The following is a 13,451-nucleotide window of genomic DNA, read 5'->3' as shown; positions in this document are numbered from 1 at the left end:
CATACTTTACAAAGAGTTAATGTGCTATTTTGTTTTTTAAAAATTAGTGAATAGTCGTAAAAAAGTGTGTAATATTCATGCACCTTAACTGTTCTCCCAACTCAAAAAACTATAAATATGAAATTATCATTAAAACAAAAGCTTATAGGCGCAAGCCTTTCTGCTGTTGTTGTGATGGCAACAGCACTTACTTGGTTGTCGGCTGGTCAATTATTTGATCAGACTCGTTCAGGTGTCTATTCACGTGCGCAAAGTCTTAGTACTACTGCGTCAGAGGGAATTTCTGATTGGGTCAATATCCGTAAAGATATTGCCACTGCGTTCAACGATTACTCGACCGAGCAAGACGTTGTTCCTTTCCTACAACAAGCTCGCAAGGCTGGTGGCTTCGATGACATCTTCCTTGGTACACCAAACGGTGATATGTACCGCTCTCATCCGGAGCGTAACCGTGCTGATTATGACCCTCGCACACGTCCTTGGTACAAGGATGCTGATGCCGCAGGTAAGCAAATCATCACAGCCGCATATCAAGACGCAATCACGAATGCACTACTTGTGACCATTGCTGAGCCAGTAATGAAAAATGGTCAGTTTGTTGGTGTTGTTGGTGCGGACGTACTGATCGATCAGCTTATCAGCGATGTGATTAACTTAGATGCAGGTGAAAACGCGCATGCGATGCTAATCGACATGAATGAAGGCACCTTCTTAGCGCATCCAGATAAAAGCTTGACGCTTAAGCCTATCACCAGTGTTCTAAAAGATTTTTCAGAAGAGGCAATTGAGCGCGCCGCCGATGAAGGTCGTATCGAAGATACGGTAATCAAAGGAAAAGAGAAGCTTTACTACTTCAATAAAGTTCCTGGTACGCATTGGATGTTTGCGATTGAAATGGATCGCGCAACAGAAGAAGCAGGTCATGCGGTATTGCTACGAGATCTATTGTTCACTGCTGTGGCGATCACGATTGTGGTTATTCTTGCAGTTTCTTGGCTAGTTGGTTTCTTGTTCCGTGACTTGAACCGCGTATCAAATGCACTGGAAGAAATTGCATCTGGCGAAGGTGACTTAACGCAACGCCTAGAACCACGCAGTGATGATGAAGTAGGTAAACTGGCGGAAAACTTCAACCGTTTTGTTGGCAACATGCACACAATGGTTACTAAGCTTAGCCACGTATCTTCTGCGCTTTCAGAGCAAGCACGCACGACAGCACAGCAAGCTGAGGAGCGTAGTCAGCGTATCTCTTACCAGCAAGATGAAATCAACATGGTGGCGACGGCTGTGAATGAAATGGCAGCAGCGACACAAGAAATTGCAGGTAATGCTGATAGCACGGCAAGTAACTCAGAAGAAGCGGTTCAAGCTTGTTCACACGGTTCAAGCCAAGTAACTCAAACGCAAGGTTCTATTCAGAACTTAGCGCAAGAAGTTCAAGTTGCTACTGATGTGATTCAAGAGCTAGAAGCGCACGGAAATAGCATCAATACGATTCTATCAACGATTCAAGGCATTGCAGAGCAAACGAACCTACTTGCACTTAACGCGGCGATCGAAGCGGCACGTGCAGGTGAGCAAGGCCGTGGTTTTGCTGTGGTTGCAGATGAAGTCCGCGTATTGAGCCAACGTACTCATGCTTCAACGCAAGAGATTCAAGAAACTATCGAGATGCTACAAGGCACAACAGCCAAGGCGGTCGGTATTATGGGTGACAGTCGTCGTCTAGCTGACACCAGTGTTGATGATGCCAATGCGGCTGCAGCGAGCTTGACGCAAATCCACACTGCTGTTGAGCGTATCAGTGATATGGCAACGCAGATTGCTTCAGCAGCAGAAGAGCAAGCATCGGTAACCACTGAGATCACTCGTAACACTGAAGGTATTCGTGATGTGTCTAACGAGCTGTCAGTCGAAGCTCATCAAGCAGCAGAACAAGCTGCTCACCTGTCTGAGCTATCACACGAACTTGAACAAGAGATTCAACGCTTTAAGCTGTAATCTTGTCTCAACCTAAGTAAAAAAGGAGCCATCTGGCTCCTTTTTTGATCGCTATTAAGCGTGAAGTATATTACAGCCAGAACTCACTGATGGGTTGCTCTTCACTGTAATGATGGGCGATTTGCGCTTGCAGTAGCTCTGCGGTAGCAATTGCATCGGTTAATGCATGGTGAGGCGTATAGTCTGGCAGCCCATAACGGCGTCGAGATTGCGCTAGCCGAACCGATTCTGGTTTTTTCCCTTTTAAACGCTCCCAGAGAGAGCCTGAACGTTTCTGTTGAATCGTTTCTTCAAGGTGCAGCGTATCTAAAACAGGAAACTCAATACCTTCCCCTAAACGGCTTTTGAGCGCTTTATCCAGAAACTCTCTCTCGATACGACGGTAATGAACAACAATGATTTTCCCGCTTAAGCATGGTAGCAGCTCGCTTAAGATATCGCCTAAGTCAGGCGCATCGATCAATTCGCTGTGAGTAATACCGTGTATAATGACTGAGTCTTCATCGAGTGCACGCTGTGGACGTACCTTCCAATGACGCGAGTTACGTAGGAAAATTCGCTTCAGGTTAAACGGCACTAAACCAATAGTAATGATGTCATGTTTTTCAGGATTCAAACCCGTCGTTTCGAAATCTAACGCCACGAACTCCACCTCAGATAACGGTGTTTCTGGAGCAGGCGGCTTGTTGCTATAAAACGCAATTAAATTCTCATCCTTCGCCATCTCCAGCTTTTGTTCAAACTTCGTTGGCCACTGAATGGTTGGCTTCTGAAAGAGCTTTTTAATCATGCTAAACCTCACTTAAAGCTCTTGTTCGCTTGGTAGCGGAACTTAAGGAAATTTTGACCATTGCTTAGGATCTGGAATGCATCCTTTAGGTTGCGACGTTCAAACTCAGAGAGGTTTTCTGGTTCGATATTGTTATCAGGATCAATGCCTAGTTCCACATCCGTCGCTTGGTGACGAATACGCACCATGGAAATAAACTCTAACGCGTCTTTTAAGTCTTGTGCTCGACCTTTTGGCAAAATGCCAGCGTCAATGATGTCGTCGAGACGCTCAAACGAGTTCTGTGCACGTGAGCCAACTGCCAGAGAGTGAACACGAATTAAGTCGACCAGAGGAGCAGTACCGCGACGTTTGAGGTTGATGGAGTTGTTGTGTCTGCCATCTTTTTCCATCACGAAGTCTTTAAAGAAGCCTAGAGGTGGTGTTCTGTTTAGTGCGTTACGAGCCAAACACGCTAAGAAGCGGTTGTTCTTTCGAGCGCGACGAACAATAAAGCTAGTTAACTGTTCTGCCCATTTTAAGCGGCCATAGACACCATCCAAGTCGAAAAAGATGGAGGCGTTGAGTAGTGCTTTCGGGTTCGGGTTATCAATCCAGTCAGCAAAACACTCTTCCCACTCTGAACGAGTCATGCGCCATAGTGGGTTGGTTGCCATAATATCACCTGTGCAATATTTGTAGCCACAGGCATCTAACCCATCGCTGACGTATTTTGCTAGGGCTTCGAAGTATTTACCATGTTTCTCTTCTTGATAGGTCTCATCTAGAATGATGGCGTTATCTTGGTCAGTCACCAACAGTTGCTCATCTCGCCCCATTGAGCCAAGTGCAAGGAAACAATAAGGAATTGGCGGTGGGCCAAGCTCTTCTTCTGCCATTTCTAGCAGACGCTGTTTGAAGCTTCGGCCAATGACCGACATCGCGCTACCCACCATGTGAGAGTTGGCATCTTCATTGACCAGACGCACGAAGCTGCTTTTCACTTCTTCGGCAACAACGGCTAAATCTTCGATAGTCTGTTGTTGGAAAATACTACTCACCAACAACAACGAATTCTGAGATTCATAACGAACAATGTCGGTTGTTTCGATAATACCGATTGGTAATTGGTTTTTTACCACTGGTAGGTGATGTACGTTGTAACGCAGCATCGTTAACATTGCTTCATAGATGTAAGCGTTGTGGTCAAGAGACATGACCTCCGTGGTCATCACACTGGACACATCGTCCTGTGGGGACAAACCTTCAGCTAACACACGGGTACACAAGTCACGGTCAGTAATGATACCAAGTACTGGGGACTGTGGATCGTCTTCGTCACGAACGAAATCTGGGTCGACGATAAGTAAAGCCGATACGTTGTCATTCGCCATTTGCTGCGCGGCTTGCTGGATTGTCTGACCACGATCAATCGTATGAGCATCGCCAGTCAGCAAGGTTTTCACTTTCGACGTCGTCAGGTCATTGGCGTCTTTGTTTTCTGAAATGGCTTGGCGTAAACGAGCGCTATTTTCAACTTCAACAAAATCCGCAAAGGAATCAAAGTTATCGTAAATTTCTTGGAAAATGTCACCAGGAATACAGTAGAGCAGGGTATCCTCAATGGCTTTTACCGGAAAGCGGACTTTGTTATTGGTGAGCATGCCCATCTGGCCAAATAGGTCACCTTCGTCAAGGCGGTTATACAGCTCACCTTTGCGTCGATAAACTTCAACAACACCGCTTCGCACCACGTATAAATCTTGGATATAGTCTCCAAAATGGATGATGGGGGTATCTTCTCGGTAGTACGAGATTTCGACACTCTCTGTCACCTTGTTTAGTGTTTCTTCAGGGAGTTCATTGAACGGGGGATACTTGGCGAGAAAGTTGTAAATCTCGAGAAGTTCTGCATCCATCGAAGGCGCCTTTTAGTTCGCAAATAATAAAGTAATCTTAACTTAGTTTTAAAACAGAGTCTTATCTGAACCGCGATTTTCGTGCTCAGTCATAAGATTCTGACATATCGCACGATAAGGGAGCTTCATTTTTACTACTATATGGTCACCTCAATTGAAAAAGACGTCGTCGATATGTTTTCTTCGTGATGACTGATTAGCTCTTTGGCTGTTTCAGATCGTTATCACGTCTTTAGATTAAGCTATTCTTCTTGAGCCAAGTAGCTCAGGCGATGGAATACAGTGTTTAGATAATTCTCATGAAAGGAAGTCGAATGGTGAGAAATTTATTGCTTGTTTCTTTAGCTGCTTTGCCGGCGATATCAAGCGCAGCGGTCATGGACCAAGCAGAAAAATTTGGGTACGAACACATTCATTTGGATGTTGGTGCCGGAACGACAAACGAAGAATGGTTAGATAACTCTAATGCGACCACAGTTGGACTCGGTGGTAACTATTTGTTTACTGAGAACTGGTTGTTTAATGTTGATTACTCAGCGCAGTTTTTCCATCCGGATGATTTTACTCTTCGCATTGACCGCCTTTTGTTTGGTGGTGGTTACCGTTATGGAGTTACAGAGCAATTCGATATCTACGGGCTATATGGAATAGGCGCAATCAAAGCGAAAGCGACGGACGACAAAACGGATAATACGTTGTCTTCCGATAGCGAATTGATTCAAGCTGTAACTGTTGGGGTGAATTACTTGCTCAGTGAAAAGCTTATTGCGACAGCTGAAGTGGAGTTGAACAGTAGTGATATCGTTGATGAGAACAATTTTAAGATCGGTCTTAACTACCAATGGCATAAAGTCATCGGCACTGGTCTTTTTTATCAGTTTAGAGATACTGATTACAGCGGTGAAAGCTCAGATTACGTCAATGAAGTTGGGCTGAGTTTGAAGTTTGTCTACTAGATCGGACGGGTTCGTTTTTGGCGTTAAGTTAAAACAAAAAAGGTCAGCTTATGCTGACCTTTCCTTTTAATGAAGTATGCGACAGTCGATTATAAAACCGCTGCAATGCCTTTACACAGAGGGCCCATATTTGACTTCGTCATACCAGCAACACTGATTCGGCCAGAACCGACAATGTAAATACCGAACTCTTCTTTAAGGCGGTTAACTTGCTCTTTAGAAAGACCAGAGAAAGAGAACATACCATTTTGACGTTCGATGAAACTAAAGTCTGCGTCCACACCCTCTGCTTTTAGTGTCGCTACAAACAGTTCACGCATTTCTTGAATACGGTCACGCATTTCTGCTACTTCAGCTTCCCATTCCGCACGCATTTCGGCGTTGCCAAGAATGTGAGTCACGACAGCGCTGCCGTGTGCAGGTGGGTTAGAGTAGATAGAGCGAATAATGGCTTTAACTTGAGAAAATGCGGTTGTTGCGACTTCTTCTGACTCTGCTACTAACGTGAAGGCACCTACGCGTTCATTGTATAGGCCAAAGTTTTTCGAGAAAGAGCTCGCGACTAGGATTTCTTTGTTGTACTTAGCAAAAGTACGAAGACCTGCAGCATCTTCTTCCACACCTTTAGCAAAGCCTTGGTAGGCGAAGTCGAACAGAGGAAGCAATTTCTTCTCTGCGATAAGTTTCGCCAATGTTTCCCACTCTTCAGCCGTAGGATCGATCCCTGTAGGGTTGTGACAGCAGCCGTGTAGAAGCACGATGTCGCCTTCAGATGCAGATTGCAGATCATTTAGCATCGCATCGAAGTCTTTGTCTTTTGTTTCAGCATTGTAGTAGCTGTATTGTGCCGTTTCGATACCAGCAGCAGTAAATACGCCGTTGTGGTTTGCCCATGTAGGGTTGCTGATCCAGATCTTTACATCGCCTAGTTGACGTTTAATGAACTCGCCGGCAACACGTAGTGCACCAGTACCACCCGGAGCTTGAGCTGTTTTAGCGCGTTTTTCGTTTACAATTTCTGCATCAGAGCCGAAAAGCAGTTTTTGCACTGCAATGCCGTACTCTGCTGTGCCTTCGATGGTTAGGTAAGATTTGGTTTTTTCAGTTTCAACAAGTGCTGCTTCAGCTTTCTTTACTGTCGCAAGAACGGGAGTTTCGCCTTGCTCGTTTTTGTAAATACCTACGCCAAGGTTAATTTTGTCTGCGCGAGCATCTTTTTTAAACTCTTCAGTAAGGCCAAGAATAGGGTCAGCCGGAGCGGCAACTACTTTTTCAAACATAATCTTCATCCATGTTAATCGAAGGGGTGTGCTAACATTTATACCTTTCAGCAATATTGGTTACAACCGTTACTGAAAAGAAAACCTAAAAAAGTTGCGATTTGAAACAGAATTCTAACATAACTAAAGTTTTTGCCATGAAAACGTTTGGTAGGCACAGAGTTTGAAGGGCATTTATGCCATGGTTGGAGAAGTTTTGCACACATCCCAATCGTTTCAATTCAGTGCTTTGCGTTAACGCGTTTATAGTTGTCTAGTGAGGATTTGTTGAGACAAAAACGCCCCACCAAAGGTGGAGCGTTTACTGTTAGAAGTATGGATATCGGTTGGGGTTATTTCTTCAGATTGATTTCCGACTCAACCGCATTGGTTTCGATGTCAGGGTTAGAAGAAAGCTTTTCAGTCGCCCAGTCATTCACATGCTTTAAGATCGCTTTTAACGCGTGCTTTTCGGTTGGTACTTCTGTCTTTTCAACTTCAAGTTTTTGCTTCGGGTGCGTACCCGTCGCATCTTCTGCAACGTGTAACCAATCTGGATGCCAGTAATAAGGTTGGCCGGAAGGAGAGCTCCAAGAATGTACGCCGTTGGATTCACCTTTGTATTTAATATCTTCTTCGTTGTATTTCGCCATTATTGTTTTCTCTCATAATCCATGAGTTGAGGTGTGCATCACCATTACTATTTAAATGTAACAGATGTAATGAAAATTAATGTGATAACAATCGACTTATTTTGCCCTTTGAACGCTATAGAAGATGCGTACTTCTCATTCAGAAGAATTTACTATTTGGCAGGTTTTAGCTTTATTTGTGTTTAAAGCATACAACGATGGATTCGCCTACCTAGTGCTATTCTTGAACGGTGATAGAGCCTAAACTACTCGTCATTCAAGTGTTTGAGAATCGCCGCTTTTGCATGCTCTTCTGTCGCTGTTCCTCCATCAGGGACTTCAAGGTCAGCCTTTTTGTGTTCACCCAAAGCATCTTCAGCGATATGCAGCCAATCAGGATGCCAATAATAAGGGGTGGTACTGCCAGGATGGTTCCAACTATGTACACCTTTATGTTTTCCGCGATACGAGAGATCGTCCATTGTAAAAACTTTCATCGCTTCCTCCTGATTTAAAGACCGTAGCTCGAAGTGAGTTTAACGAACTCAGTCCAACGTAAAACCTTGGCTTTTAGGTATTGCAAAGATGTGAGGCAATATGTGTGTAACGGTCAAAGTATGGGATATAAACGCTCACTTCGTGGCTGAAATATCTATTATAAGCTTGATAAATTACGTTGCTAAATTGAATACTCCCATATCAGAATGCTGGCGCGAAGTATGCTATGGTGCGGCTGTAAGTGAAATGAGGGAAACATGAACCGATACCGTCAACTGGCTGAGCTGTTCAAAACGCAGATTCAGCAAAATACTTGGAGAGCAGGGGAAAAGCTGCCATCAGTGCGTGTAACAAGCCGAAACCATTCTGTCAGCGCAGGTACGGTATTACAAGCTTATCAGCTGCTCGAAGCACAAGGTTGGGTCGCAGCGAAACCTCAGTCTGGATACTTTGTGACTGCGGAGTTGGACCGCTTCGAACCGAGTTCTCCAGCCACTTCCGTTTATCGCTCCAGCATCAACGATGAACTTTACGACTACCTCAAAAATCAGGCTTCATCGAATGCGGTGAAGTTTGGCTCCGCGTTTCCAGACCCAGCATTGTTCCCATTAGAGGCGCTAAACCGCAACCTAGCCAGCTCAGGCAGGAAGATGGGGGTAGAGACGTTATTGGATAACTTGCCGCCGGGCTGTGAGTCTCTACGCCGTTTGATTGCTCAACGGTACATCCAACAAGGTATGGTGTTTACCCATGATGATATTGTCGTTACTTCTGGCGCATTAGAAGCGTTGAATTTGAGCCTTCAGGCCGTGACCCAGCCTGGAGATACTGTTGTAGTTGAATCACCGACGTTTTATGGCGCACTTCAAGCGATTGAACGTTTAGGTCTAAAGGCGATAGAAATAACGGTGGATCCGTTAACTGGACATTCAGTGGATCAAATTGAAGCGACTTTTGCCGGCAATGATGTTCGCGCATGTTGGTTAATGACTAACTTTCACAATCCAACAGGAACTTTATTAAGTGACGGGCAGAAGCAACGTATCGTCGAACTGGCTGACAAATACGATGTGTACTTGATCGAAGATGATGTGTATTCAGAGCTTTATTTTTCTGAAAAAAAGCCAAGCTCACTTAAAGCTTTTGATACACAAGAGCGCGTGTTGCATTGTGGATCATTTTCAAAAAGCCTTTGCCCTGGCTATAGGCTGGGTTGGGTGGTAAACAAACGCTTCAATGAGCAACTTCAAAAGCTGCAACTTATCTCGACGTTGTCAGGCAGCGCGCCAATCCAGCAGGGTATCGCGCATTACTTGCAAAACGATAGTTATGATAGCCATCTTAGAAAACTGCGAAAGAATCTTGAGCAGCGGCAATTGGCGTTTATTGAACTGGTTGATAAGTACTTTCCCCAATCGATTCGTTACACGCAACCGGAAGGCGGCTATTTTCTTTGGATAGAACTGCCGAAAACAAAGTGCGGAAAAGCGATTTATCAGAAGTTATTGGAAGCGAACATCACTGTAGCATTTGGTCAGTTGTTTTCTGTCACTCCAAATTATGAGAACTACCTGAGGCTTAATACATCGTTACCTGTAAATGATGAATTAGAACAAGCCGTGAAGACGGTCGGAGAATTACTTCATTAGCCAACTGTTTACCTGTTTTTTGCTCAAACTGTATCAGTGGACGATACCGAAGCTGTGTTTCAATCATGGGCAGACAACCATTTAGGTTAGGAGCCGTAATGAAAAAGCAGTTGGTAAAGCATGAACTTAGGTTGATGGGTGTTGCTATTTTTAGCGCATTTTTGTTGGTGTTTGCACACTTGATATTGGCGAAATCTTTTTCTCATATGGTTTGGACGGAATACACTGCTGCCGTTATCCCATTTGTGATGTTTGGCTTGTGTGTGGTTGGAGTAAAATACGCAGCGCGAGCAGATGAGGATGACGACGAAAATAACAACTAGAGTGCATACACCGGTTGCTAGAAAATCATTCGTACAAATAAAAGACCTCCACATGGGAGGTCTTTTTAATTCAATATCACTAAAAAGTGATTAGAAGTTCGCAGAGCGAGGAGTACGTGGGAATGGGATCACGTCACGAACGTTGCCCATACCAGTTACGTAAGATACTAGGCGCTCGAAGCCTAGACCGAAGCCTGCGTGTGGCACTGTACCGTATTTACGTAGGTCGCGGTACCAGCTCATATGTTCAGGATCGATACCCACTTCACGCATACGTGCATCTAGAATGTCTAGGCGCTCTTCACGCTGAGAGCCACCGATGATTTCGCCGATGCCCGGTGCTAGAACGTCCATCGCTGCAACTGTTTTACCGTCATCGTTAGCACGCATGTAGAATGCTTTAATGTCTTTCGGGTAGTTCTTAACGATTACAGGTGCTTTGAAGTGTTCTTCAGCAAGGAAACGCTCGTGCTCAGAAGACATATCGATACCCCATTCAACTGGGAATTCGAACTCACGACCTGAATCAAGAAGGATCTGGATTGCGTCAGTGTAGTCAACTTGCGCGAAGTCAGAAGAAACGAACTGCTCTAGACGAGTGATTGCTTCTTTGTCGATGCGTTGAGCGAAGAACTCAAGGTCATCGCGACACTCTGCAAGCACTGCTTTAAACACGTACTTGAGCATGTCTTCAGCCAGTTTCGCTACATCATCCAGTTCTGCGAACGCAACTTCAGGCTCAACCATCCAGAATTCTGCTAGGTGGCGGCTTGTGTTTGAGTTTTCAGCACGGAAAGTAGGGCCGAAAGTGTAAACTTTGCTTAGCGCACAAGCGTAAGCTTCTGCGTTTAGCTGACCAGATACGGTTAGGAACGTCTCTTTACCGAAGAAGTCTTCGTTGTAGTCCACTTTACCAGCGTCAGTGCGAGGAAGGTTTTCCATGTCTAGCGTAGATACGCGGAACATTTCACCAGCGCCTTCAGCATCTGAAGCCGTGATCAACGGCGCAGATACCCAGAAGTAACCTTGCTCGTGGTAGAAGCGGTGGATTGCTTGAGATAGGCAGTTACGTACACGTGCTACTGCACCGATTACGTTTGTGCGCGGACGTAGGTGCGCAACTTCACGTAGGTACTCGATTGAGTGACGAGTTTTTGCCATTGGGTAAGTTTCAGCATCTTCAACCCAACCAACCACTTTAACGTCAGTGGCAGCAAGTTCGAAGTCTTGACCCTTTGCAGGAGATTCAACAATCTTACCAGTTACTTCAACAGAGCAGCCAGTCGTTAGCTTTAATACTTCGTCTTCGTAATTATTAAGATTATTTGGGACCACGGCCTGAATCGGGTCGAAACAAGAGCCGTCATATATGGCAAGGAAAGAGATTCCAGCTTTGGAATCACGACGTGAACGGATCCAGCCACGAACAGTCACTTCGCTGTCTACTGCTAGCTGACCTTTCAATACGTCTGATACAGGCGCGTAAGTCATGTTTTCAATATTCTCCATTGAGGTAAAAATTCAACTCAACGCTTACTTAAAGTACTTGTCTAATAACATTTTTGTTCAAAAAACAAGCTAAGAGCTGAGTTGGGTAGCATTTTACAGATTCAACGAGACATATTACCTGTCAATTCGCTCGCATCAACCTTTATATTCGTTTTGATGGGGAGAATCTCTCTATTTATTCACTCTTTTGTGCTCTGAAAGTGTGAATTGGTTTAGTAATTGCTCTAAACGTTCGGATAGATGCTCTAAATCAACACTAATATCACGCGTGTGCGATGCTGATTGCGATGTGTCGTTAGCATGCAGTGTGATCACATCTATTTTAGATTGAATATGCTGACTTACATCAGATGTGGTTTGCGTCTGGTTTTGGATATCTTCTGCATGTCTGAGCACTTGGCGCATTTCGTCAACAACGTTATGCATTGTGGCTGATAGTGCCTCGACATCGACAGAGCGTTGATGAGCAAACTGGCAGACGGTATCAACAGAAGTTAATGACTCTTCACTTCCTTGCTGGAATTGAGAAATGATATGTTCAATATTACCAGTGGCTTCAGCCGTCCTAGAAGCCAGGTTACGCACTTCTTCCGCGACGACCGCAAAACCGCGTCCTTGCTCTCCGGCTCGGGCGGCTTCAATAGCAGCATTCAACGCGAGCAGATTGGTTTGTTCTGCAATACCCTTAATAACCACAAGAATGGACGACACTTCTTCGGTTCTTTGGTTTAGAGAGCTGATTTTTTCCCGTACGGTATCAATGTTACTTACTAGTTGTTTGATGTCTTCACTTACATTGTGTGCTTGGCTTGCACTATGAGTGGCGACATCAACGGTGTGATTGACCAAAACAGTAGCGTTGTTAGTCGAGTCCTCAACCGCAGTTTGTTGCTGCAGCATATCGGTGATATTGCTTTGTACTTCGCTGGTCTCTAGCTGTTGGTTATTGGCCGCTTTATCTGTGGACTGCGCGACAGCAGTTAGTTTACTCGCGGAGTCGGCAAGTGAGTGAGAGGTGTCTTGCACACGTTCTAAGCTTTCGGAGACCGTGTCCATGAATGAATTGATGGCTGTAGAAAGTTGGCCCACTTCATCCTGTTGGTGATGCATCAGTCGTTGAGATAGATCTTTGCTATGGCTCACATTCGACATGAATTTCGCCGTTCTTTGAATTGGTCGTACAATGATTTTTTGAATCAAACTCATCGTTATGATGAAGCCCACAAATGCGATTACGGCCATTATTCCCATCGCAAACATTGCCTGTTTACTGATCATTGAATTGACATGATTCATGTTGTATTCCAAGCGAATCGCGCCCAACACTTCTCCTGCTGGTGCAACGTGGCAAGAAACGCAGTTGGTGCCACGGTAATTTTCGCTCGATTTCATTGGTAGCGCGACTACTAACCCTTTGCCCCAATCGGCTGAGATTGGTTCAATCACCAGTTCACCATTCAACGCTCGTTGATCAATATCATCGACAGGCTGCTGGTTTTGTTGCCCAGGTCCGTAAAGTTTGGTCACAGTATCAGCTCGCAACACGCGAACTGCTTCAATGCCTTCTTGGGCCAGGGCCTTTTGCCGTAAGGTTTCTTTTTGCGACATGGTGCCCGTAAGCATCATCATATTTAGGCTATCGAAATAATTACTAGCCTTATCATGGAGTTGTTCACTAAGAACATCATTGATTAAGGTTTTTTGTTGATGGTATTGGTAAGCCGTAGAGGCAGCTAGAACGCAGCTGAAGACAGCAATTAACGCCAGTAAGAGCTTAAAAGTGATAGTTGAGCGCATAAATTTATAAGTGTAATTGGAACGAACTGCACAATATTAATGTGCACAAATGCGCACTGCGAACAACGAAATGAATGATTGTGACCCCACACATGTTGGGGATATGTAATTGTGATGTGAGTGCTGTGTAATCAAATGT

11 protein-coding genes are annotated in these 13,451 nt (G+C 44.7%); 4 read left to right on the top strand and 7 right to left on the bottom strand.

What is annotated here, in order from left to right; all coding sequences use genetic code 11:
• Positions 1–117: 117 nt before the first annotated feature.
• Positions 118–2,001, top strand: coding sequence for a methyl-accepting chemotaxis protein (locus R7Q38_RS05890; protein WP_005376880.1), 1,884 nt, complete (start codon positions 118–120; stop codon positions 1,999–2,001).
• Positions 2,002–2,071: 70 nt separating this feature from the next.
• On the opposite strand, the gene R7Q38_RS05885 is transcribed toward R7Q38_RS05890, so the two are convergent.
• Together R7Q38_RS05885 and R7Q38_RS05880 are read right to left on the bottom strand one after the other, a co-directional pair.
• Positions 2,072–2,791 (bottom strand): 3'-5' exonuclease, encoded by a 720-nt coding sequence (locus R7Q38_RS05885; RefSeq protein ID WP_005376881.1) that lies wholly within the window; start codon positions 2,789–2,791, stop codon positions 2,072–2,074.
• An 8-nt stretch (positions 2,792–2,799) separates the two neighbouring features.
• Complete coding sequence (locus R7Q38_RS05880) at positions 2,800–4,689, bottom strand: DUF294 nucleotidyltransferase-like domain-containing protein (protein WP_017636107.1); 1,890 nt, start codon at positions 4,687–4,689, stop codon at positions 2,800–2,802.
• Between the two features lie 314 nt (positions 4,690–5,003).
• On the opposite strand from R7Q38_RS05880, the gene R7Q38_RS05875 reads away from it, so the two are divergent.
• A complete protein-coding gene (locus tag R7Q38_RS05875) occupies positions 5,004–5,645 on the top strand; it encodes an outer membrane beta-barrel protein (protein WP_064368581.1) in 642 nt (213 codons plus the stop codon).
• 89 nt (positions 5,646–5,734) lie between these two features.
• On the opposite strand, the gene R7Q38_RS05870 is transcribed toward R7Q38_RS05875, so the two are convergent.
• The 3 genes from R7Q38_RS05870 to R7Q38_RS05860 form a co-directional block, all read right to left on the bottom strand.
• Positions 5,735–6,925, bottom strand: coding sequence for an amino acid aminotransferase (locus tag R7Q38_RS05870; RefSeq protein ID WP_042522780.1), 1,191 nt, complete (start codon positions 6,923–6,925; stop codon positions 5,735–5,737).
• A gap of 332 nt (positions 6,926–7,257) precedes the next feature.
• Positions 7,258–7,557 carry a hypothetical protein gene (locus tag R7Q38_RS05865; RefSeq protein ID WP_104975446.1) on the bottom strand — a complete coding sequence of 100 codons (300 nt, stop codon included), beginning with the start codon at positions 7,555–7,557 and terminating at the stop codon, positions 7,258–7,260.
• Between the two features lie 245 nt (positions 7,558–7,802).
• Positions 7,803–8,033: a hypothetical protein gene (locus R7Q38_RS05860; RefSeq protein WP_276439344.1), complete on the bottom strand. Its 231-nt coding sequence runs from the start codon at positions 8,031–8,033 to the stop codon at positions 7,803–7,805.
• Between the two features lie 258 nt (positions 8,034–8,291).
• Between R7Q38_RS05860 and R7Q38_RS05855 the strand changes: the two genes are divergently transcribed.
• Both R7Q38_RS05855 and R7Q38_RS05850 read left to right on the top strand, forming a co-directional pair.
• Positions 8,292–9,683, top strand: a complete 1,392-nt coding sequence (locus R7Q38_RS05855; protein ID WP_238969967.1) for a PLP-dependent aminotransferase family protein — start codon at positions 8,292–8,294, stop codon at positions 9,681–9,683.
• Between the two features lie 98 nt (positions 9,684–9,781).
• The gene (locus tag R7Q38_RS05850) at positions 9,782–10,006 is read left to right on the top strand and encodes a hypothetical protein (RefSeq protein ID WP_017636102.1); all 225 of its coding nucleotides are present in this window, start codon (positions 9,782–9,784) and stop codon (positions 10,004–10,006) included.
• Between the two features lie 90 nt (positions 10,007–10,096).
• On the opposite strand, the gene asnS is transcribed toward R7Q38_RS05850, so the two are convergent.
• Both asnS and R7Q38_RS05840 read right to left on the bottom strand, forming a co-directional pair.
• The gene (asnS, locus tag R7Q38_RS05845) at positions 10,097–11,497 is read right to left on the bottom strand and encodes an asparagine--tRNA ligase (RefSeq protein ID WP_017636101.1); all 1,401 of its coding nucleotides are present in this window, start codon (positions 11,495–11,497) and stop codon (positions 10,097–10,099) included.
• A 189-nt stretch (positions 11,498–11,686) separates the two neighbouring features.
• Positions 11,687–13,312: a methyl-accepting chemotaxis protein gene (locus tag R7Q38_RS05840; protein WP_262671882.1), complete on the bottom strand. Its 1,626-nt coding sequence runs from the start codon at positions 13,310–13,312 to the stop codon at positions 11,687–11,689.
• Between the last annotated feature and the right edge of the window lie 139 nt (positions 13,313–13,451).

It is taken from the genome of Vibrio sp. Vb0598 (assembly GCF_033338935.1).
In the GTDB taxonomy this organism is placed as follows: domain Bacteria; phylum Pseudomonadota; class Gammaproteobacteria; order Enterobacterales; family Vibrionaceae; genus Vibrio; species Vibrio alginolyticus.
This window is presented reverse-complemented; position numbering and strand designations above follow the sequence as displayed.